The 19,916-nt window shown below is 61.8% G+C and carries 21 protein-coding genes; 6 read left to right on the top strand and 15 right to left on the bottom strand.

What is annotated here, in order from left to right:
- Nucleotides 1-117: 117 nt before the first annotated feature.
- Both FTO74_RS13045 and FTO74_RS13040 read left to right on the top strand, forming a co-directional pair.
- Complete coding sequence (locus FTO74_RS13045) at nt 118-1,155, top strand: VWA domain-containing protein (protein ID WP_162538539.1); 1,038 nt, start codon at nt 118-120, stop codon at nt 1,153-1,155.
- Nucleotides 1,156-1,221: 66 nt separating this feature from the next.
- Nucleotides 1,222-1,989, top strand: coding sequence for an NIPSNAP family protein (locus tag FTO74_RS13040; protein WP_255462249.1), 768 nt, complete (start codon nt 1,222-1,224; stop codon nt 1,987-1,989).
- Between the two features lie 20 nt (nt 1,990-2,009).
- Here the strand turns inward: FTO74_RS13040 and FTO74_RS13035 are convergent, their stop codons facing one another.
- From FTO74_RS13035 to hisI, 9 genes are read right to left on the bottom strand one after another with little or no spacing between them, the layout of a single operon-like run.
- Nucleotides 2,010-2,714: a HisA/HisF-related TIM barrel protein gene (locus FTO74_RS13035; RefSeq protein WP_162538537.1), complete on the bottom strand. Its 705-nt coding sequence runs from the start codon at nt 2,712-2,714 to the stop codon at nt 2,010-2,012.
- Nucleotides 2,715-2,747: 33 nt separating this feature from the next.
- On the bottom strand, nt 2,748-3,515 hold the full coding sequence (gene hisF / locus FTO74_RS13030) for an imidazole glycerol phosphate synthase subunit HisF (RefSeq protein ID WP_162538536.1): 768 nt from the start codon (nt 3,513-3,515) through the stop codon (nt 2,748-2,750).
- Nucleotides 3,516-3,797 carry a biotin/lipoyl-containing protein gene (locus tag FTO74_RS13025; protein ID WP_162538535.1) on the bottom strand — a complete coding sequence of 94 codons (282 nt, stop codon included), beginning with the start codon at nt 3,795-3,797 and terminating at the stop codon, nt 3,516-3,518. It abuts the gene before it with no gap.
- 2 nt (nt 3,798-3,799) lie between these two features.
- A complete protein-coding gene (hisH, locus tag FTO74_RS13020) occupies nt 3,800-4,408 on the bottom strand; it encodes an imidazole glycerol phosphate synthase subunit HisH (protein WP_162538534.1) in 609 nt (202 codons plus the stop codon).
- The gene (gene hisB, locus FTO74_RS13015; RefSeq protein WP_162538533.1) at nt 4,409-5,005 is read right to left on the bottom strand and encodes an imidazoleglycerol-phosphate dehydratase HisB; all 597 of its coding nucleotides are present in this window, start codon (nt 5,003-5,005) and stop codon (nt 4,409-4,411) included. It abuts the gene before it with no gap.
- Entirely contained in the window at nt 4,993-6,084 is a 1,092-nt protein-coding gene (gene hisC / locus FTO74_RS13010; RefSeq protein WP_162538532.1) for a histidinol-phosphate transaminase, read from the bottom strand. The genes hisB and hisC overlap by 13 nt, the downstream gene beginning before the upstream one ends.
- On the bottom strand, nt 6,081-7,352 hold the full coding sequence (gene hisD / locus FTO74_RS13005; protein WP_162538531.1) for a histidinol dehydrogenase: 1,272 nt from the start codon (nt 7,350-7,352) through the stop codon (nt 6,081-6,083). The genes hisC and hisD overlap by 4 nt, the downstream gene beginning before the upstream one ends.
- Entirely contained in the window at nt 7,353-8,228 is an 876-nt protein-coding gene (hisG, locus tag FTO74_RS13000; RefSeq protein WP_162539870.1) for an ATP phosphoribosyltransferase, read from the bottom strand.
- On the bottom strand, nt 8,218-8,580 hold the full coding sequence (hisI, locus tag FTO74_RS12995; RefSeq protein WP_162538530.1) for a phosphoribosyl-AMP cyclohydrolase: 363 nt from the start codon (nt 8,578-8,580) through the stop codon (nt 8,218-8,220). Before hisI ends, hisG begins: the two co-directional genes overlap by 11 nt.
- A 350-nt stretch (nt 8,581-8,930) precedes the next feature.
- On the opposite strand from hisI, the gene FTO74_RS12990 reads away from it, so the two are divergent.
- Together FTO74_RS12990 and FTO74_RS12985 are read left to right on the top strand one after the other, a co-directional pair.
- Complete coding sequence (locus tag FTO74_RS12990) at nt 8,931-9,242, top strand: helix-hairpin-helix domain-containing protein (RefSeq protein WP_162538529.1); 312 nt, start codon at nt 8,931-8,933, stop codon at nt 9,240-9,242.
- Nucleotides 9,243-9,491: 249 nt separating this feature from the next.
- Nucleotides 9,492-10,211: a DUF4397 domain-containing protein gene (locus tag FTO74_RS12985; protein ID WP_255462248.1), complete on the top strand. Its 720-nt coding sequence runs from the start codon at nt 9,492-9,494 to the stop codon at nt 10,209-10,211.
- Nucleotides 10,212-10,401: 190 nt separating this feature from the next.
- Here FTO74_RS12985 and ahcY read toward each other — a convergent pair whose 3' ends face one another.
- Complete coding sequence (ahcY, locus tag FTO74_RS12980; RefSeq protein WP_162538527.1) at nt 10,402-11,853, bottom strand: adenosylhomocysteinase; 1,452 nt, start codon at nt 11,851-11,853, stop codon at nt 10,402-10,404.
- A 68-nt stretch (nt 11,854-11,921) separates the two neighbouring features.
- Nucleotides 11,922-12,887 (bottom strand): threonine dehydratase, encoded by a 966-nt coding sequence (locus FTO74_RS12975; RefSeq protein ID WP_162538526.1) that lies wholly within the window; start codon nt 12,885-12,887, stop codon nt 11,922-11,924.
- Between the two features lie 277 nt (nt 12,888-13,164).
- Between FTO74_RS12975 and FTO74_RS12970 the strand changes: the two genes are divergently transcribed.
- Nucleotides 13,165-14,313 (top strand): MFS transporter, encoded by a 1,149-nt coding sequence (locus FTO74_RS12970; RefSeq protein WP_255462247.1) that lies wholly within the window; start codon nt 13,165-13,167, stop codon nt 14,311-14,313.
- Between the two features lie 349 nt (nt 14,314-14,662).
- Here the strand turns inward: FTO74_RS12970 and FTO74_RS12965 are convergent, their stop codons facing one another.
- Nucleotides 14,663-14,941: a hypothetical protein gene (locus FTO74_RS12965; RefSeq protein ID WP_162538525.1), complete on the bottom strand. Its 279-nt coding sequence runs from the start codon at nt 14,939-14,941 to the stop codon at nt 14,663-14,665.
- Complete coding sequence (gene ada / locus FTO74_RS12960; RefSeq protein WP_162538524.1) at nt 14,938-16,032, bottom strand: bifunctional DNA-binding transcriptional regulator/O6-methylguanine-DNA methyltransferase Ada; 1,095 nt, start codon at nt 16,030-16,032, stop codon at nt 14,938-14,940. Before ada ends, FTO74_RS12965 begins: the two co-directional genes overlap by 4 nt.
- A 273-nt stretch (nt 16,033-16,305) precedes the next feature.
- Between ada and FTO74_RS12955 the strand changes: the two genes are divergently transcribed.
- Nucleotides 16,306-17,526 (top strand): PQQ-dependent sugar dehydrogenase, encoded by a 1,221-nt coding sequence (locus FTO74_RS12955; protein WP_162538523.1) that lies wholly within the window; start codon nt 16,306-16,308, stop codon nt 17,524-17,526.
- Nucleotides 17,527-17,932: 406 nt separating this feature from the next.
- Here FTO74_RS12955 and FTO74_RS12950 read toward each other — a convergent pair whose 3' ends face one another.
- Complete coding sequence (locus FTO74_RS12950) at nt 17,933-19,018, bottom strand: IS110 family transposase (RefSeq protein ID WP_162537434.1); 1,086 nt, start codon at nt 19,016-19,018, stop codon at nt 17,933-17,935.
- A 51-nt stretch (nt 19,019-19,069) separates the two neighbouring features.
- Complete coding sequence (locus tag FTO74_RS12945) at nt 19,070-19,798, bottom strand: HXXEE domain-containing protein (protein ID WP_162538522.1); 729 nt, start codon at nt 19,796-19,798, stop codon at nt 19,070-19,072.
- Between the last annotated feature and the right edge of the window lie 118 nt (nt 19,799-19,916).

Raw genomic sequence — 19,916 nt, 5'->3', positions numbered from 1 at the left:
AATGTTGGCTTGAAATTGTGTCGCCGCTCTCTTCGGGGTTTTCCGGATGCGGAAGACAACATTCGGTTTAGCGCCGGTTCGGTCGTCTAAATTGCCCTTTCGGGCGTCTAATGAGACATGCGCCGCCTCACCGTCCCAGCCGTCTTCTCCGCCGTCTTTGCCGCCTCGTTGTTTGCTCCCGGCCTCCTTGCGCAGGAGGCTCCTTCGCCGACCGGGCCACCTCCCCGTAGCGATGCGCCCGAGCAGGTGGAGCGGCAGGACGATCTGCAGACCCTGAAGATTGGGACGCAGCTTGTGAATGTCTACTTTTCGGCTCGGGATAAGAGCGGATATATCACCAACCTGAAGAAGGACGACTGTCTGATCGCCGAGAATAAAGAGCCGCAGACGATCAAGAACTTTACCCAGGAGAAGAATCTTCCGCTGACGATCGGGATTCTGCTCGATACCTCGGGGTCGCAGCAGAATGTGCTGCCGCTGGAGCAGGAGTCCGGGGCTACGTTTTTGAAGGACGTGCTGACGCCTAAGGATGAGGCTTTTCTGATCTCCTTTGATATCAATGTCGACCTGCTCTCGGACTACACCAATAGCCCGCGCGAGATACGCCGGGCGATGGATAAGGCGCGGATCAATACCGGCGCGGGGACCGGGTCGGTGACGGGGAACAGCCGAGCCAAGGGGACACTGCTGTATGACGCGGTCTACCTGGCGGCGAGCGAGAAGCTGCGGGCTGAGGCGGGGCGGAAGATCCTGGTAATCCTGACCGATGGCGGCGATCAGGGGTCGCAGGAGACGCTGAAGACCGCCAGCGAAGCGGCCCAGAAGGCCAATGCGATTGTGTATGTGATCCTGATCGCCGACCGTGGGTTCTATGGCGGCATGAGCCTGGGGTACTCCAGCGACCGCGATATGGAGCAACTGGCGCATGATACGGGCGGGCGCGTCATCAACGTGGGGAACAACGGCAAAAAGCTGGAGGAGGCGTTCGACCAGATTCAGGACGAGCTGCGGACGCAGTACCTGCTGAGCTATGACCCGACCAATAAGAAGGTCGATGGGACGTTCCGGACGATCAACCTCGATTGCGGCAAGGGGCTGAAGGTGCAGGCGCGGAAGGGGTACTACGCGGTTGGGGATGGGGAGCCGGGCAACTAGTAAACGCGGGAGGCTATACTTCTTTCTCACGGTTTCAAGGAGATTGCCTTGCAGCGTAGAGACTTCATGACCCGTTCGTTGGCCGCGTCCACCCTTGCGCTTTCACCTGCTGCGTTTGCAGCCGCGCCTCCTGCCGATGGCCGCCAGTTTTATGAGCTGCGCAAGTACACGCTCAGCTCCGGCCCGCATATGGGGAAGGTTACAGATAACTATGTTTCCGAGGCTCTGATTCCGGCGCTGGCGAAGCTGGGGATTGGGCCGGTCGGGGCCTTCCGGCTGGACTATGGGAATGAGACGCCGACGCTCTATCTGCTGCTGCCGAGCTCCACGGCTGCGGCGCTGATTGGGCTGGATGCGCGGCTGGGGCAGGATGCGGAGTACGTGAAGGCGGCGGCGGAGTTCAACGGCGGCTCGACCGAGCAGCCTGCGTTTCATCGGGTGGACAGCTCGCTGCTGTGGGCGTTTGAGGGGTTCCCAAAGCTGCATGTGCCCGCGAAGCAGACGCGTATCTTTCAGCTTCGCACCTATGAGAGCCCCACGCACGACGCGCACCTGCGCAAGGTGGAGATGTTCCATAAGGGCGAGTTCGAGATCTTCAGGCAGTCGGGGTGCGAGTCGGTCTTCTACTCGCAGACGCTGATTGGGCCGAGGATGCCGAGCCTGACCTACATGCTCTCGTTCAAGAATCTTGCCGCGCTCGAGACGGGGTGGGATGCGTTCCGCGCCAATCCGGCGTGGAAGAAGCTGAGCAGCGAGCCGCGATACAGCACGGATACGCTGGTCAGTAATGTGACGAATCTCGTTCTTAGCCCTGCACCTTACTCGCAGATATAGCTGCGAGTAAGGTGCAGGACTCAGGCCTCCATCGCGCCGGAGTAGACGGCCATGCCAGCTACGGCGTCGACGCCCATGGCGTCCAGCTCGTCTACCTCGCGCCGCTCTTTGATGCCGCCTGCGACGATGAGCTGCTTGGCGGTACACGCGCGCAGGATCGCTGCGACGTCGAGGGGAAAGCCGCTCATCGTGCCCTCGGTGTCGACGTGCGTGTAGAGGAAGGCGGCGCAGCTATCTTCGAGCCAGGTGACGGCCTCCTCGGGAGTCAGGTCGACCGAGTCCTTCCAGCCCTTGACCGCGACCTTGCCGCCTTTGGTGTCGACCGAGAAGCAGAGCGCGTCCTCGCCCAGGGACTTTTTGAGCGACTCGGCGAACTCCAGCTTGATGACCTTGTGGCGGCGCTTTTCTGTGGGGTCTTCTGAGACGCCAAACAGGGAAGACCCGTAGATGACGCGGCGTGCGCCTGCATCGAGCAGAGCCTTGCCGTCCTCTGCGGTCTTCAGTCCGCCGCCCACCTGGCAGGGAAGCCGCTTGGAGATCATCTCGATCAGATTGCGATTCTCGCCCTGCCGCATGGCGGCGTCGAGGTCGATCAACTGCACCATGGGGTACTTCGAAAAACGCTCGATCCAGTACTCGAAGTCGTCGAACGCGAGCTTCAGCTTTTCACCCTGCACGAGCTGCACGATGCGCCCGCCCATCAGATCAATCGAAGGAATCAGCATTGCAATCTCTCCTGAAACTAAAGTTGTTACAAATTAGCAGGGCAGCCTGACGCTTACTCCGGCTTTGGCCAACTCTGCTTTCAACTCGCGTGAGTCGGTGACACCGAAGTGGAAGATGCTGGCGGCTAATGCGGCGTCTGCTTTGCCGCGTCCGAAGACGTCGGCGAAGTGGGCTGCGCTGCCCGCGCCGCCGCTTGCGATCACCGGGATTTGCACGGCTTTGCTGACCATCGCGGTCAATTCGCAATCGAAACCGTTACGCATTCCGTCGGTGTTCATGCTGGTGAGCAGGATCTCGCCCGCGCCGCGCTGCTCGGCCTCGCGAGCCCAATCGACTACGCGCAGGCCGGTGGCTTTGCGGCCGCCGGAAACGTACACTTCAGCGTCTTCCACGCCCTGGCCGCGACGTGCGTCGATGGCCACGATGACTGCCTGTGCGCCAAAGCTGCTGCCGATCTCACCGATCAGCTCGGGACGAGCGATTGCTGCTGAGTTGATGCTCACCTTGTCTGCACCTGCGTCGAAGACTGCTGCTGCGTCCTCTGCCGAGCGAATGCCGCCGCCTACTGTGAAGGGCACGAACAGCGTGGCTGCCGTGCGCTTTACCGTGTCGATCAGGGTGCCGCGGCCCTCGTGGGTTGCGGTGATGTCGAGCAGTACGATCTCATCCGCGCCCGCTGCCGCGTGGCGGTGCGCCAGCTCGGCGGGGTCGCCCGCGTCGATGATATCGACGAACTGGATGCCTTTGACTACGCGGCCATCGCGCACGTCCAGGCAGGCAATGATTCTCTTGGTCAGCATCTATCCCAGCCTCACCGGCACTGCGTCGTCCACTGCGACCGCTGCGCCTTCGCACACCATTCGCGCTACGACGGTGCCCGCGCCGACGGTGTCGCCGGAGCTGACGAACCACTCCACCAGTAGGCCCTGCGTGGGGGCGGGAAGGTGATAGTCCATCGTTCCATCCGAGAGCACGGCCACGGGCTGTCGCGTGGCGACCAGCGTGCCAACCGGGATGAGCTGCTGCGACAGCGTGTAGCTGGGCTGGTCCTGAGCGATCGTCAGTTCATAGAGAAACGGCATGGTTACAACTCCACAAAGTTCTTGAGTACCTGTAGTCCTACTGCGCTGGACTTCTCGGGGTGAAACTGCACACCCATCACGTTCTCGCGTTCGACCGCGCCGGTAAAGGCTCCGCCGTAATTTGTAACTGCGGCGGTGTCTTGTACTAGAGGGGCGCGCCAGGAGTGGGTGTAGTAGACGAAGCCGCCGGGATCGACGCCGCGCATCAGTCGCGAATTCTCGCGCAGGTCTTCGAGCGAGTTCCAGCCTACGTGCGGGGACTTCAGCTCCGCGCCTTCATACAGGGCGGGGAAGCGCTCGCACACTCCGGCGAAGTGGCTGAGGCCAGCGACCTCGGGGGCTTCGGTCGAGCCTTCGAAGAGCCATTGCAAGCCTACGCAAACGCCCAGGAACCATGCGCCTTTGGCGACGCCTTCGCGAACTGCCTCGGTGATGCCGAGCTGCTGCAGGAGGGCGGTCGCGCGGAAGTGGCCGACGCCTGGAAGCACGAGCTTCGAGGCCTTGCGCACTACGTCGGGATCTTGTGTTACCTGCGTCTCCGCGCCGAGGTAGTGCAGCGTCTTGACCACGCTGGTCAGGTTGCCCGCCTTGTAGTCGATGACGGCGATCATCTAGAGCAGTCCCTTCGTGCTGGGCAGCATCTCGCGCATACGCTCGTCGCGCGAGCAGGCTCCGCGCATGGCGCGGGCGAAGGCTTTGAAGATGGCCTCGATCTTATGGTGGTTCGAGCGGCCGTACATGGTCTTGACGTGGACGTTGGCCTTGGCGCCGCGGGCGAAGCCGTCGAAGAAGTCCGAGACCAGCTCGGTCTGGAAGTCGCCGACTACGGGGACGGTGACCTGGTCGTCGACCACGTAGGCCACGCGGCCGCTCAGGTCCACGGCGGCTACGGCGAGGGTCTCGTCCATCGCCATGACGAAGTAACCGGCGCGCATGATGCCCTTCTTGTCGCCCAGGGCTTCGAGGAAGGCTTCGCCGAGCGCGATGCCTACGTCTTCGACGGTGTGGTGCTGGTCTACGTCGAGATCGCCCTTGCAGGTGAGGGTCAGGTCGAAGCCGCCGTGGCGCGTGAATAGCTCGAGCATGTGGTCGAAGAAGCGGATGCCGGTCGAGACCTGGTAGGTACCCTGGCCGTCGACCGTGAGGGTTAGGGCGATCTGCGTCTCGGTGGTGTTGCGTACGATGGTGCCAGTCCTTACCGTGTCCATGCGATCTCCTTGAGTGAGGCGACGAGGGCCTCTAATCCTGCGGTTACGTGGGCTTCGACCCCGATGGTGATGCGGACGAAGCCGTCGCATCCGGGGTCGCTGGAGCGGTCGCGCAGCAGCACGCCGCGGCGGCGCATGGCTTCGACCAGCTCCTTGTGTTTGGGGCCGATGCGCATCAGTACGAAGTTGGCCGCGCTGGGGAAGTAGGGGACGCCGAGGGCGTCGAGTCCTGACATCATGCGCTCGCGGCCGACGCGCACCTGCTCGACGTACCAGGCGAGGTAGGCGGAGTCTTCGAGGGCGACGGGGAGGCAGTCGAGGGCCACGCCGTTGACGTTGTAGGGCGAGCTTACTTTGCGGGTGTAGCCGATGAGGCGGGCGTCTCCGGCCAGCAGGCCGATGCGCAGATTGGCCATGCCATAAGCCTTCGAGAAGGTGCGGGCGACGATCAGGTTCGGGATGGAGCCGACGTCCTGCATGGTGGTTTCGCCGTGGAAGTGGAAGTAGGCTTCGTCCACTAGGAGTACGGCTTGCGGGGCTGCGGCGGCGATCTGGAGGAGAGCCTCGCGGCTGACGACTGCGCCCGTGGGGTTGTTGGGCGAGGCTACGATGATGAGCTTCGTCTTCGGCGTGATGGCGGCGAGGAAACGCTCGAAGGGGAAGGCCAGCGACTCGTCGGCCTGTACTTTGCGGAGGCCGTCGGGAGTCATCATCTGCACGCTGACGTCGTACATGAAGAAGGATGGAGTGGAGATGAGGGCTTCGTCGCCGTCTTCGAGAAAGGCCGCGCAGACCAGGTGGATGGCCTCATCGACTCCGTTGGTGAGGAGTACTTGATCGGCCTTGAGGCCGAGGTGTTTGGCGACGATGGCTTCGACGCCCTGACGCTCGGGGTACTTGGTGAGGCCCTCGCTGGTGATGGCGTGCAGGCGCTCGATGACGCGGGGTGACGGGGCGAAGGTGTTCTCGTTGAAGTCGAGACGCAGGGCTTCGCGGCCCGCGAGCGGCGGGTGATACTCCGGCATGGCGAGCACGGCGCGGCGGGGCGTTACTGTCTTCGACTCTGTGATGGTGCTCATCGAGACCTCCCTCTCATCTTGACGCGAACGCTGGCGGCGTGGCCGATGAGTCCTTCGGCCTCGGCCAGTGCGATGGCGTGCGGGCCCATGGCTTTGAGTCCGGCGCGGGTGTACTCCTGTACTGTGATTACCTTGACGAAGTCCATGATGCTGAGGCCGCCGCGGATACGGCCCACGCGGCCTGTGGGCAGCACGTGGTTGGGGCCGCTGATGTAGTCGCCCATGGACTGCGGCGAGTACTTGCCGACGAAGACCGATCCGGCGTTGCGGACCCACTTGAGGTCGCGGGCGGAGTCGACGGAGAGGTGCTCGGGGGCGAGGCGGTTGGTGAGTTCTTGCGCCTCTGTAACTGATGCGGTTACAAATATGCAGCCCTGGGCTTTGATTGCAAGTTTCGCCAAGGAGTTTGATTTGGATTGGAGCTTTACTTCGGCGGCTACGGCCTGGCCCAGCTCGAGGTTGCTGGTGATGAGTACGGCAAGGGCTTCGGGGTCGTGCTCGGCCTGCGCGACCAGGTCGGCGGCGATTCCGGTTGCGTCGCCGGTCTCGCTGGTGACGACGATCTCCGTTGGGCCTGCGGGCATGTCGATGCCGCACTCCTGCGAGATCTGAATTTTGGCGGCGGTGACGTAGAGGTTGCCGGGGCCGACGATCTTGTCTACTCGCTGGATGGTTTCGGTGCCCAGCGCCATGGCAGCGATGGCCTGTGCTCCGCCCACGCGGTAGAACTCGGTGACGCCAGCCAGATAGGCGGCTGCGAGGGTCTCGCGGGCGGGCTTCGGCGAGCAGACTACGATGCGCGTGACGCCCGCTACCTGCGCGGGGGTGACGGTCATCAGCAGGGTGGAGGGCAGGGGGTAGCGTCCGCCGGGGACGTAGCAGCCTACGCTGCCCAGAGGACGGACGATCTGGCCGGTCTTGACGCCATCGACGGGGGAGAAGGTCCACTCCTGCGGTTTCTGGGCCTGGGCGAAGGCGCGGATATTGGCCTGGGCTACCTGCATTGCAGTTTGGAGCTGAGGCGACGTGGTCTCCCACGCCGCCTTCATCTCCTCCTGCGAGACCAGCAGGGAGTCGCTCTTGCCAAGACCATCGAACTGCGCGGCGTACTTGCGCAGCGACGTGTCGCCGCCCGTGCGCACATCGGTAACTATTTTGGTTACAGATGCTTCGACCTTCGCGGTGTTGACCGCGCCGCGCCGCTCCAGCGCCTCGATCAGCGCCGCCGTGGCCTTCGCACTGCGTCCGAATGTCTTGACGAGCTTCATTTAGAGCACCACCTTGCTGAGCGGGTACTCGACGATGCCGGTGGCTCCAGCGGCCTTCAGGCGGGGGATGACCTCGCGCACGACGCGCTCGTCGAGGATAGTGTTGAGGGCGAAGCCGTCGCCGCTGCTGAGGTGCGAGACGGTGGGCGAGCTGAGCGCGGGGAGCTGCGCCTTGACGGCCTCGAGCTGATCGGCCTGCACGTTGAGCATGAGGCCGACGCGGCCCTGGGCGGCGATGGCGGCGTTCAGCATGAGCGAGATATTGTTGATCTTCTCGCGCTTCCAGTCGTCGGCCCAGGCAGTTTTGTTGGCGATGAGCTGGGTCTCGGACTCCATGAGCACCTCGATGATGCGCAGGCGGTTGGCCTTGAGGGAGGAGCCGGTCTCGGTGACCTCGACGATGGCGTCGGCGAGCATGGGGGGCTTCACTTCGGTGGCTCCCCAGCTGAACTCGACCGTGACGGGGATGTTCTTCGAGGCGAAGTAGCGCTTGGTGAACTCGACCAGCTCGGTGGCGATGATCTTGCCCGCGAGGTCCTCGGGCTTCTCGAAGGGCGAGTCCTCGGGGACGGCCAGAACCCACTTGACGGTCTGGCGGCTCTGCTTGGAGTAGGTGAGGCTGGTGACGCGCTCGACGTCGCTCTGGTTCTCGAGGATCCAGTCGTTGCCGGTGAGGCCGGCATCAAGCGCGCCGTGCTCGACGTAGCGGGCCATCTCCTGCGCGCGGACCAACATGCACTCGATCTCTACGTCGTCGACGGTGGGGAAGTAGCTGCGGCCGTTGGCGAAGATGCGCCATCCGGCGCGCTCGAACAACGCAATCGTTGCATCCTGCAGGCTACCCTTCGGAACTCCCAGCTTCAGCTTATTTGCCATCATTCACTCCCGCGGTTTCAACTTCCATGATTGGTTTCGTAAAGCAGCTTACCGTGCCCTCGTGGCAGACGAGGCCGTCGCCTTCGACGTGCACGCGGAAGAGCAGGGCATCGTTATCGCAGTCGGTGGCGGCGGTGACGACGCGCAGGCGGTTGCCGCTGGTCTCGCCCTTCATCCACAGCTTCTGGCGGCTGCGGCTCCAGAAGGTGACGAAGCCGCTCTCGAGCGTCTTCTGGTAGCTGACCTCGTTCAAAAAACCAAGCATCAGAATCTCGCCCGTCGTGGCGTCCTGCACGATGCCCGCGACCAGCCCGTCGGTCTTGCCAAAGTCGATCTGAACCTTCTTCTCCACTTCAATCTCCCTGATGTTGTTCTGCCGGTTTGCCAACTCGCAACGGGCAGAAAAAAGCCCGCTCGCGAGAGTCGCGTCAGCGGGCCTTTTGGAATCCTTAGCGTGAGTTCGTTAGTTCACCGCACCGGACACAGCCGCCAACACGCTCGACGCGTGATGATGGTGATGGCCACGATGCTGGAAGGAAACGCTCACAGAAGTAAGGCTAACCATGGGAGCAATCCTTGTCAACTGATGTGCGCTATTCGAAAATTCTGCGGACATGGGGAGTCGATCTCGGATAACCTTAGCCACGATCAGGAGTTACTGGTCGTACTCCCCACTTTTTAGTTCTCAAGGAGCTTTCTCCCATGCGTATTCTTCGCCGTTTGATTACCCCCGCAGTCCTGCTGCTTGCCTTTGCCGCCGTTGCACCCGCGCCCCGGACCCTGGCCCAGGCGGCGAAGCCCTCGGCAGCGGCTCCCGCCAGCCTGGTTGACCTGAACACGGCTACTCCCGATCAGTTGAAGGCGCTGCCCGGCATCGGCGATGCCTATGCGAAGCGCATCATCGACGGGCGTCCGTACACCGCGAAGACGCAGCTAACCCAGAAGGGAATCCTGCCCGCGGCCAGCTACGCCAAGATCAAGGACATGATTATCGCCAAGAAGGCAGCGAAGTAACCGATCGGTGGTTGGGGCTTCCGCCCTCCGGCGGCAGAGGAGGGCGGAGTTCGATGCGGTGCTGACGTGAGAATCGTGTTGATTCCATGCAGGATCTCTCCGAAAACGAGACGCAATCGGTTAGCATAAGCAAAGCCGCATAGAGATCAACTTCATCGTCAGGCTGCTTCTTCAGCCCGTGTCAGCGAGCCCATGTTAGCCAAGCACCGTTCTTTCGCGAAGCCCGCACTTGTACTATCCGGTCTGGCTGTGAGCCTGGGCACGATGCCCGGCTGCTCCAGCGTTGCCGGTAGCGCGAGCATCGCGCAGGTACGGATCATCGACGCTTCGCCGGATGCGCCGGGGTTGGATATCCTCGAAGGCTCGGGCGTGCTGGCTTATAACCTCGGGTTTGGCACTATTACGTCGTATGTGCCCATTGTGCCGGGTGTTTACAGTATTTCAGCCAACGGATCGGGGACCAAGCAGCAGTTGGTCAGTGCGCGGGGGACCTTTGGGGTTTCGCAGCAGTACACCGTCATCATCGGTAATGTGACGGCCTCGCTGGGGGAGAATATCCTGCTCGATCAATCGCAGGCCGCGCCCGCTGGGCAGATTGCGCTGCGGTTTATCGATCAGGCGACCAAGGTGGGTGGGGTGGATCTTTACCTGGTGCCCTCGGGCTCGCAGATTACGGATACTAACCCGATTCTTACCAATGTGGTCTTCGGCACCAACACCGGGTATGTGAACGTGCCGACGGGGACTTATACGCTTGTCGCCATGCCGACCGGGGTGAAGCCCACCCTGCCGGTGACGACGACCTCGTCCAGGGCCAGCACGACCTCGGCGGCGTATTACACGGGGGCTTCGGTCGCTTATGCGGGCGGGGCGGCTTCGACGATTGTGCTGATCGATCAGCAGATCGTTACGGCTCCTAGCTTGCAGGTGATCTCGGCGCAGGACTATGCGCCGGCGGGTACGAGCTAAGCCACAACTCTGTCCTGCCGGACGGGCCCCCTGCGCGGAGGGCGGCCACTTCGTGACTTTTATACTTGTCTCGATGACTCAAACGGCTGAGGTCCTCCCGCTGGTCGGAAACGAAGATTGCTCGCTTCCGACCAGCGGGAGGACCTCAGAAGATCACTTCCCCATACCGCCCCGAGAGCGGCACGAAGTGCTAGTAGCGGTAGATCTCGGCCTTGTACGGGCCTTCTACCGGCACGCCGAGGTACTCGGCCTGCTTGGGCGAGAGCGTCGTCAGCTTGACGCCGATCTTCTCGAGGTGCAGGCGGGCTACCTCCTCGTCCAGCTTCTTGGGCAGGATGTAGATGCCCACCTCGTACTTGTCCTTGTTGGCCCAGAGGTCGAGCTGCGCCAGCGTCTGGTTCGAGAAGCTGGCCGACATGACGAAGCTCGGGTGGCCGGTCGCGCAGCCCAGGTTCACCAGACGGCCCTCGGCCAGGACGAAGATGCTGTGGCCCGTCGCGAAGGTGTACTTATCCACCTGCGGCTTGATGTTCAGCTTGGTCGCGCCCGCGAAGCTGTTCAGCGCGTCCATCTGGATCTCGTTGTCGAAGTGGCCGATGTTGCAGACGATGGCCTGGTCCTTCATCAGCTTCATGTGCTCGAGCGTGATGATGTCCACGTTGCCGGTGCAGGTGACGTAGATGTCGCCGCGTCCGAGCGTCTCTTCGAGGGTCGTGACCTCGTAGCCCTCCATCGCAGCCTGCAGGGCGTTGATGGGGTCGATCTCGGTGACGACGACGCGCGCGCCCAGGCCGCGCAGGGAGGCGGCAGAGCCCTTGCCCACGTCGCCGAAGCCGCAGACCACGGCGACTTTGCCCGCGACCATGACGTCGGTGGCACGCTTGATGCCGTCTACCAGCGACTCGCGGCAGCCGTAGAGGTTGTCGAACTTCGACTTGGTGACCGAGTCGTTGACGTTGATGGCGGGCACGAGCAGGGTGCCCTTCTCCTTCATCTTGTAGAGGCGGTGGACGCCGGTGGTGGTCTCCTCAGATACGCCGCGCCATTCCTTCGCGCACTCGGTCCAGCGGGCCGGATGCTCGGCGTGGACCTTCTTCAGGAGCGTCTTGATGACGTCCTCCTCCTGCGAACTGGACGGCGAATCGACCCACTTGTCGCCGTGCTCGAGCTCATAGCCCTTGTGGATCAGCAGGGTCACGTCGCCGCCGTCGTCGATGACGAGCTGCGGGCCAAGCACGCCGCCGTTGCCGTCGGGGAAGCTGAGTGCCTGGTTCGTGCACCACCAGAACTCCTCGAGCGTCTCGCCCTTCCAGGCGAAGACGGGCACGCCCGCGGCTGCGATAGCCGCTGCGGCGTGGTCCTGGGTGGAGAAGATATTGCAGCTCGCCCAGCGGACATCGGCTCCAAGATCGACCATGGTCTCGATCAGCACGGCGGTCTGGATCGTCATGTGCAGCGAACCCGAGACGCGCACGCCCTGGAGCGGCTTGCCCGGGGCGTACTTGCGCCGGATCGACATGAGGCCCGGCATCTCCTGCTCGGCGATCTCGATCTCCTTGCGCCCGAACGCCGCGAGTGAGAGGTCCGCTACCTTGTACTCTTTCGCCACCGTATCCAACTGCCCAACCGTTGCTGTCGCCATCTGAAAAACACCTCTGTTGAAGATCAATATCTCGTTCTAAAGCCTATCATTCGGACGCCTTGGCGGGGCTATCCCTCGAGGACCTTTGCGAACATCTCCGCATCCACGTTGCCGCCGCAGAGCACCACTCCGACCCGCTTGCCGCGCATAGCGTCGCGCTCGCTCATCAGGGCGGCAAAGGAGGCTGCTCCGGCTCCTTCGGCCACGTTGTGCGTGGCGGTGAAGAGGGTGCGCATGGCTGCCGCGACCTCGTCTTCGCTGACGGCGACTACGCGCTCGACGCCCTCGAGGATCGCCGCCAAGGCATCACTGTTGGGACGGCGACAGGCCAGGCCGTCGGCCAGCACCGTCGTCACCGGATGCTCCACCACATGCCCGGCTGCAAACGAGAGCTGGTAGGCCGGTGCGCCGCTCGAGACTACGCCGACGATCTTGGTCTTCAGGCCGAGGGCGTTGCGCGCCGCGATCATCCCGCAGACGCCGCTGCCCATGCCGATGGGCACGTACACCGTGTCCAGCCCGGGCGTACCGCGGAAGAACTCCAGCGCGTAGGTGCCCACGCCGTGGATCAGCTTGGGATCGAGCGAGGGCAGACGGTGCATTCCGCGCTCTTTGGCCAGCGTGTCGGCGTGCTCGCAGGCGGCCTGAAAGTCCTCACCGGCCTCGATCAGCTCGACCCCGAGGGCGCGCATGGCCTCGTTCTTCTCGCGGCTGTTGCCGAAGGGAACCACCACCACCGCTGGAGTGCCGGTCATCTTCGCGGCGAAGCCCATCGACTGGCCGTGATTGCCGCGCGTCGCGCCTACCACGCCCTTGATCTCGGGGTGGTTATGCTTCAGCCAGTCCATGTAGATGATGCCGCCGCGAATCTTGAACGCGCCCACGGGCGTGTGGTTCTCGTGCTTCACCCAGACCTCGGTCCCGGCGGCTACGTCGAGCAGGGGCCAGTTGTACTGCGGGGTGGGTGGCATGTGGGCGTAGATCAGGGCAGCGGCTGTCTCCAGCTCCGCAAGATCGGGCAGTCTCCAGGTCATCTTTATATTCTATGACCTGGATTGCCGATCCCTGAAAGTCAAGAGCAAGGCGAAACGGGGAAAAAGGGATAAAAAGGATAAGAGGGATTAAAACTAAAAACAAAGACGGATAAAAACGGGATGCTTTGTGGCTGACTGGTTCTGCTTCTTATGTCTTGATTAGGCTCTACTGCCTCTTCGCGATCACGCCTTGATCCCTCTTATCCCTTTTATCCCTTTTTCCCCGTTTCGCCTTGCTCTTGTTTTTCTTCTTTCTGCGGCAGGGTACAGTAGTCGAATGGATCAGATCGACGCCCGCTCCCTCTACAGCAAGATCAGCTGGCGGCTGATCCCTTACATCTTCATCCTGTATCTGCTCGCCTATCTCGACCGCGTCAATGTGGGGTTTGCCGCCGTCGAGATGAAGCATGATCTGCTGCTCTCGAACACGGTTTACGGCACTGGCGCGGGGATCTTTTTTCTGGGTTCGTCGCTCTTCGATCTGCCCAGCAACCTGATCCTCAACCGGGTTGGCCCGCGGCTCTGGATCGCCCGCATCATGATTACCTGGGGGATCATCGCGACCGGCATGATGTTCGTGCAGGGGCCGCACTCGTTCTACTTCATGCGGTTCTTTCTGGGTGTCAGCGAGGCCGGGTTCTTTCCCGGCATGATTCTCTACCTGACCTACTGGTTTCCGTCTCGGGAGCGGGCTCGTGCGGTGGCCCGGTTTATGACGGCGACCTCCATCGCCGGGGTGGTGGGCGGGCCGCTCTCGGGTGCGCTGCTGAAGCTCGACGGCAGGGCAGGACTGCATGGGTGGCAGTGGCTCTTTCTGGTCGAGGGTGTGCCGACGATTCTCTTCGGTATCTCCGTGCTCTTTGTTATGAAGGATCATCCCGATGATGCGGCGTGGCTGTCGGATGCGGAGAAGCACTGGCTGGACAAGGAACTGGAGCGCGACCGCATCGAAGGCGGTGCGGCCAGCAACCATCGGCTCTTTGACGCTTTTCGGATGCCGATGGTCTGGGTGCTGGCCGGGATTTTCTTCATCGACCAGATTGGGACTTATACGGTCAACCTGTGGATGCCGCTGGTGTTCAACAGCTTTCTCCATCCCGGTGGCGATCCCTCGGGGGCCAGCATCGTTGCTCGCTATGCGACTGTGCCTTACATCTGTGCGGCGATCTTTACCGTCATCGTCGGCTGGAATAGCGACCGTACCGGCGAGCGACGGGGGCATATCGCTGCTTGTCTGATGCTCAGCGCCATCGGTTTTGGATGGGCGGCTTATGCGCACTCTCTGCCTGCGGCGTTGTGTGCGATGTGCCTTGCGGCTATGGGCTACTGGAGCCTGATGGGACCGTTCTGGGCTTTGCCCACGCGGGTTCTGGGTGGGCAGGCTGCGGCTGGCGGGGTTGCAATTATCACTATCGTCGGTGGCTAGGTGGGTTCTCCGGGCCTTATATGACGGGCGTTTTGCGCGATATGACCCACAACTATACGGCGGGAATGTTGGTGATTGGCGGCTCGGCTGTGATTGGTGCGGGGTTCTGTTTTTTGTTGAAGAGTGCTCCGCGTCGAGAATCTTAGGTTTCGACCGATTGTCTTTGCTGGTTTGAAGAAAGCATACCTCGGGGGCTAAAGCCCGCATTGGTGGAGAGTTTTGATGTCCGGGCTAAAGCCCGGACCTACCCCAGAAGCAACGGCAAGGACAACGCCAACGGCAAGAACAATGGCAGAAGCAGATTCCTCCGCTTCGCTCCTGAATGACAACAAAAAACAGGCAACCCCAGCTATGAACTCTGGGTGGGTGGGATGATCTGTACCTTGCGTTTGGCTCGCCAGTTCAGCCAGCTTGCCACCACTAGCAGCACGAAGAAGCCTCCGAACCCGAGGCCAATCCCCAGTACGGCTATGACGCCGACGATCGTCACCCAGAGCGGCGCCGTGCTGTTGAAGTAGACAAAGCCCGCCGTCACATCGACCGCCAGCAGCACCAGCGAGAGCACCAGAACGACAAGGCTAATGATGATCCACGGTTTATATGCCGGTGGGATGGTGGAGCTGCTCATGCGCCCTCGCGTTCGAGTAGTGTGCGTTTGCGTTCGATGCCCCAGCGATAGCCCGTCAGCGTGCCGTTCTTGCCGATGACGCGGTGGCAGGGAACGAGAATCGCCAGTGGATTCGCGCCGATGGCGCTGGCGACTGCGCGTACGGAGCCGGGTGCGCCGAGTGCCTCGGCGACTTGGGAGTAGGTGCGGGTCTCGCCCCGGGGGATCTTTTGCAGTTCTCGCCAGACACGCATCTGGAAGGCAGTGGCGCGGATGTCGAAGGGCAGGGAGGCGGCGCGGAGGCTCTCGTCCATGCTGGCGATGACTGCTTCGACGGCATACTCCAGCTCGCTATCCATGCGCTTGGTCTCGGCCTTGGGGAAGCGCGCTTGCAGCTCGGCCAGCAGCTCCTCTTCCGTGTCGGCGAAGGCGATGGAGCAGATGCCGCGGCTGGTGGCCCCGACCATCATCAGGCCCAGTGGGCTGTCGGCTACGGCGTAGCGGATCGTCTCGCCCTGGCCGCCCGCCTTCATGGCGCTGGGCGTCATGCCGAGCAGCTCGTCGGAGCCCTCGTAGAGGCGGCTGGAGGAGCTGTATCCGGCGTCGTAGATGGCGTCGGTGACGGAGGTCTTGGGCTCGCGCACCTTGGCCTTGAACTTGGCGACGCGCTGGGCCTTGGCGAACTCGCGCGGGCTGACGCCGAGGACGCGCTTGAAGCCGCGCAGAATGGTCAGCGGAGCGACGCCGGTGGCTTTGGCTACGTCCTTCAGGCGCGTCCGTTCGTTCGAGTGCTCGGTGAGGAACTGGGAGACGGCTTCGATGGCGGCGACCTGCGGGTCGGGCTTGCGGCCGACGAGGTCGGGCTCGCAGCGCAGGCAGGCGCGGTAGCCCGCGGCCTGGGCCTGCTCGGGCGTGGGGAAGAAGGTGACGTTCTTGCGCTCGGGGCGGCGGCTGGGGCAGCTGGGGCGGCAGTAGATCTTCGTCGACTTGACGGCGTAGACGAACTGGCCGTCGGCGGCGGGATCGCGCGCCAGTACCTGTTGCCAGGCTTTGCCTGCGAAGACGCTGGGGACTTTGAGACGCGGGCTGGGGGTGATGGAGGACATGCTCATATTGAGTATGGTCTTCTTTGCGGGGATTGGAAACACTCCGGTTTTGACCTGGAAGTCGTGTGGGCAGGGCCGGTAAGGGGAAGAGCATTTATCATTAGCCATCGATTCACCTTTTTCATGAGTCATGACTCCTCAACCAGAATCTGAAAGACTCCTCCCATAGGCTGTAAGTGGGTTGCTATCGACAGGAACAGCGAGAAACAACACGAAGAACGATGACGTGCAAGGTTTGCTAACGCCGCACCAATCCAGATCAATAGAGGGAAAAACGAGATGAAACAGTTAGTGATCACGGGGCTATTTGTGGCTCTGGCAGCGACCCAGGTAGAGGCTCAGATCAACGCGGGCGCGCAGAAGCCCGAGCCGAGTGTGCCCTTCACCATGACCCAGGTGACGACCCTCAAGTTTCCCTGGCGGATTGCCTTTCTGCCCGATGGGCGGATGCTGATTACCGAGAAGGTCGGCGCGCTGTGGCTGGTGACGCAGCAGGGCGACAAGACGCCGGTTACGAATGTGCCCGCTGTTTTGTACAAGGGGCAGGGCGGCATGTTGGGCGTCTATCTTTCGCCGCACTATGCGAAGGATCAGAGCGTTTACCTGACCTACTCGGAGCCGGGCGATGGCGGCTCGAGCCTGGCGCTGGCGAAGGCTAAGCTGGTGATCGGGCAGGGCTCGGCGAGCCTTGAGGGCTTGCAGGTGATCTGGCGCGACGGCGAACGGGGCGAGGGCGGGCAGTTCGGCGCGCAGATCGCGTTTTCGCCGGATAGCCGTTACCTGTACCTGACCGTGGGCGATCGGCAGCGCATGACTCCGGCGCAGGACCCGAACCAGCCGCTCGGCAAGATTCTGCGGCTGACGCTGGATGGCAAGCCTGCCAAGGGCAATCCGATGGCAGGGAAGAAGGGGGCGGCCAGCGTGCCGATCATCGACCCGCCGGCGGATACCGAGGCCGCGAAGACTGCTCCTGTGCTGAGGACGTATACCTTCCCGGGGCCGAACCTGTCGCTGGCGGAGACCTGGAGCATGGGGCACCGTACGCCCTATGGTCTGGCCTTTGCACCGGATGGCCGGTTGTGGGAGATCGAGCATGGCCCGCGGGGCGGCGATGAGCTGAACCTGATCGAGCCGGGCAAGAACTATGGCTGGCCTCTGGTCTCTTATGCGGTCAACTACGATGGTGTGCCGATCCCCAGCCCGGGTACGCGGCCTGACCTGACCAAGCCGGTCATCTACTGGACGCCGGTGATCGCGCCGGGCAACCTGATGTTCTACCACGGCTCGATGTTCGCGCAGTGGAAGGGATCGGCGCTGGCGACTGGACTGGCGAGCATGACGCTGAACCGCATTACCTTCGACGGTAAGGGCGGGGCGACGCCCGCGGAGCGCTGGGATGTGGGGCACCGCATCCGCGACGTGGAGGAGGCTCCCGATGGCGCGCTGTGGATGCTTGAGGATGCCAGGAATGGCGGGGTATTCCGCGTGACGCCGAAGTAAGGCTACGGTCGTCTTGTGAAACAGAAAGGCGCTTCTCGGGGTCACCATCCTATATCGATGGCGACCCTGGGAAGCGTCTTTTGTTTCAGCGTGAGATATTATCGGGCAGTCCCGGCAAGTGGGCTCATCGTCATGGTCTCTTTGTAAAGAGATCGGCGTTTTGTATGAGCAGGTCACTGATGTCAATGTTTTTCCTTATCAGGGTCTTTGCTTTTGCTGTTGTCGTTGCGGTTGTTGTTGCTCTCCACCGGGTTTGTATTCGCACTCTGATGAGCTGATCGTGATCGAAGCTCGGTGCCGGTTGGGGTTCGAGAGGAGAGTCGATGCTGCCATTTATCAGACGGACTTGGAAGACCAAAACGCCGACGCAGTCATCGGAACGCGGTGTCGATGCAACGGGTGAACTCTATGCAGCCTGCTGATAGAACGGGATGTAGGGTTCCTGTGTGTTCCAGAGGTGATGGAGTAAGACGGCAAGCTTGCGTGCGACCGCCACGACGGACTTGTTTTTCGCCTGCTTGCCTCCACGGGCTGCCAGGTGCAGGCCCCACTGTCGAAGTGCTGAGTCCCGGCCATGTGGTCGCAGGATGTGGTTGGCGCACTCGATCAGCAGACTTCGAAGATATGCGTTGCCAGCCTTGGTGATGCCGAGTTGCGGGTCGCGTTCGCCGGACTGGCTGCGTTTTGGTCGTAGCCCAAGGTAGCAACCCACATCTCGACTTCGACCGAATCGTGTCTTGTCGCCAAGCGTCAGCACGAACGTAAGAGCAGTGATATGGCCGACCCCGTGAATCGTCATCATGGACTGGGTCTCGGCATACTCGGTCTGAGTTAGGCGTTGGATCTCTCGGTCATACTGCTTGATCTTCAACGTCATCTCCGCGATCTGTGAGAGAACCGGACCCAGTGCCAGCTTCAGCCCTGGCGGCATCGCGGCTTGGCCTCGTTGAGCGAAGCACTTCGTGGAGGATGCGGGCATACGATGGCCGCAAGCCTTGGTTAATCCTCGAACCGCGTTGATGGCCGCTGTTCGCAGTCGAACCAGAAGCTCGCGAGCACGAATCAAAGTGAGGGCTTCCTGCTGTTCAACCGTGCGGTGAGAGATCGGTCGCAAAATCTCAGGATCGAGTCGGGCGTAACGCGCCAGCTTCTCCGCATCTACATCGTCGCTCTTGCGATCGCTGTGTGAGATCGCCCGCAACTCACGCACGTTGGCGACGATCACCTCGTGGCCCAGTTGTTCGAGCTGTTCGCTGATCCAGATCGAATGCACGCCGGCCTCCATCGCCACTCGGGCATGAGGCACGTCGGTGAACCACTTATCGATCGCCTTCGCTGTGGTCCTGAAGCGGCCTCGATCGATCACTTCTCCTTGCTGGTTGAGAGTACAGTAATGGCTCCAAACGTCGCCAAGGTCGATGCCGATCGTCAGCTCTACCTGGCCACGCTTCCGGGGTGCTTCCGCGATGAGGTGGTGCGTTGGCTTCTTCATGGGAACAGTCTGCTCCTCCTGCGGAGGACCTGCTCATCCCATTTATAGGTACTAACGCGCTATAGCAGAGCGCACGAGCGCCCCTCCTCGCCATTTTTCAGCAAGCCATGCGAACACGAAGAACAAGATAGCGTTTATGACTTGGATGCCGGTGAGAGTCGCACGACCGATCACGCCGTGTAGAAGCAGCATCGTCGAGACGATCAAAACGATATGCAAGAGTATGCCGTCGGCGACGATGAAGGTGAGCCCTCCATAGGGCAGCCCATGTTTTCCAAAAGAGACTTTGGCCACCCAGAACGAAATTGGAAGAAATAGGATGAGCGCCGTAAGCACGCCGGGGTTATAGCCGGAGCGCACGAAGGCTCCGAGATGAGTGAGCGCATTGACGAAAATCACGCCATAGACGGACAGACCGAGGATCGGGTCACGGCGGCTCAAGATGGCCGCGACCGGAGCGCCGACCCAGAACAGCGGCAAGTTGACCGCCAGATAAAACGGCGCCGGTATTAGGCACGAAGGATACGGCGGTTGAGCCAGCATAGCGCACATGAAATGGGGAAAAGCATGAAATTGTCCAAGCAGGTCTAGCCCATATTCCTCGACGTTGTGGATCAGGTAGATCGCGACCGCAAGCCAGGAAAGCCAACTGAGATCTCGCCATCGCGATTGGTTGAAATCGCTTCGCAGTCTGTTCGTGGAAAACAGCAAGATCAGCAGTACAACTGCAGCCACAGACCCGATCCACGGGAAGTTCAGATCAATCCAACTCCATGTCATTGCGCGCTCCAGAGTATGCGATGTTATACAGCAGCCGACACCTGCAGGATATCGGTTTCTTAAGCCCAATTAGGAGTAAGAAGCGCCTTTTCGGAAGGGGCCGCAACTGGCCACAAGT

It is taken from the genome of Granulicella sp. WH15 (assembly GCF_009914315.1).
Taxonomy (GTDB): Bacteria; Acidobacteriota; Terriglobia; order Terriglobales; family Acidobacteriaceae; genus Edaphobacter.
This window is presented reverse-complemented; position numbering and strand designations above follow the sequence as displayed.

Coding starts and splice junctions, on each gene's coding strand:
- FTO74_RS13045 (WP_162538539.1), top strand. CDS start 118: ATGCGCCGCCTCACCGTCCCAGCCGTCTTCTCCGCCGTCTTTGCCGCC.
- FTO74_RS13040 (WP_255462249.1), top strand. CDS start 1,222: ATGACCCGTTCGTTGGCCGCGTCCACCCTTGCGCTTTCACCTGCTGCG.
- FTO74_RS13035 (WP_162538537.1), bottom strand. CDS start 2,714: ATGCTGATTCCTTCGATTGATCTGATGGGCGGGCGCATCGTGCAGCTC.
- hisF (WP_162538536.1), bottom strand. CDS start 3,515: ATGCTGACCAAGAGAATCATTGCCTGCCTGGACGTGCGCGATGGCCGC.
- FTO74_RS13025 (WP_162538535.1), bottom strand. CDS start 3,797: ATGCCGTTTCTCTATGAACTGACGATCGCTCAGGACCAGCCCAGCTAC.
- hisH (WP_162538534.1), bottom strand. CDS start 4,408: ATGATCGCCGTCATCGACTACAAGGCGGGCAACCTGACCAGCGTGGTC.
- hisB (WP_162538533.1), bottom strand. CDS start 5,005: ATGGACACGGTAAGGACTGGCACCATCGTACGCAACACCACCGAGACG.
- hisC (WP_162538532.1), bottom strand. CDS start 6,084: ATGAGCACCATCACAGAGTCGAAGACAGTAACGCCCCGCCGCGCCGTG.
- hisD (WP_162538531.1), bottom strand. CDS start 7,352: ATGAAGCTCGTCAAGACATTCGGACGCAGTGCGAAGGCCACGGCGGCG.
- hisG (WP_162539870.1), bottom strand. CDS start 8,228: ATGGCAAATAAGCTGAAGCTGGGAGTTCCGAAGGGTAGCCTGCAGGAT.
- FTO74_RS12990 (WP_162538529.1), top strand. CDS start 8,931: ATGCGTATTCTTCGCCGTTTGATTACCCCCGCAGTCCTGCTGCTTGCC.
- ahcY (WP_162538527.1), bottom strand. CDS start 11,853: ATGGCGACAGCAACGGTTGGGCAGTTGGATACGGTGGCGAAAGAGTAC.
- FTO74_RS12975 (WP_162538526.1), bottom strand. CDS start 12,887: ATGACCTGGAGACTGCCCGATCTTGCGGAGCTGGAGACAGCCGCTGCC.
- FTO74_RS12970 (WP_255462247.1), top strand. CDS start 13,165: ATGGATCAGATCGACGCCCGCTCCCTCTACAGCAAGATCAGCTGGCGG.
- FTO74_RS12965 (WP_162538525.1), bottom strand. CDS start 14,941: ATGAGCAGCTCCACCATCCCACCGGCATATAAACCGTGGATCATCATT.
- ada (WP_162538524.1), bottom strand. CDS start 16,032: ATGAGCATGTCCTCCATCACCCCCAGCCCGCGTCTCAAAGTCCCCAGC.
- FTO74_RS12955 (WP_162538523.1), top strand. CDS start 16,306: ATGAAACAGTTAGTGATCACGGGGCTATTTGTGGCTCTGGCAGCGACC.
- FTO74_RS12950 (WP_162537434.1), bottom strand. CDS start 19,018: ATGAAGAAGCCAACGCACCACCTCATCGCGGAAGCACCCCGGAAGCGT.
- FTO74_RS12945 (WP_162538522.1), bottom strand. CDS start 19,798: ATGACATGGAGTTGGATTGATCTGAACTTCCCGTGGATCGGGTCTGTG.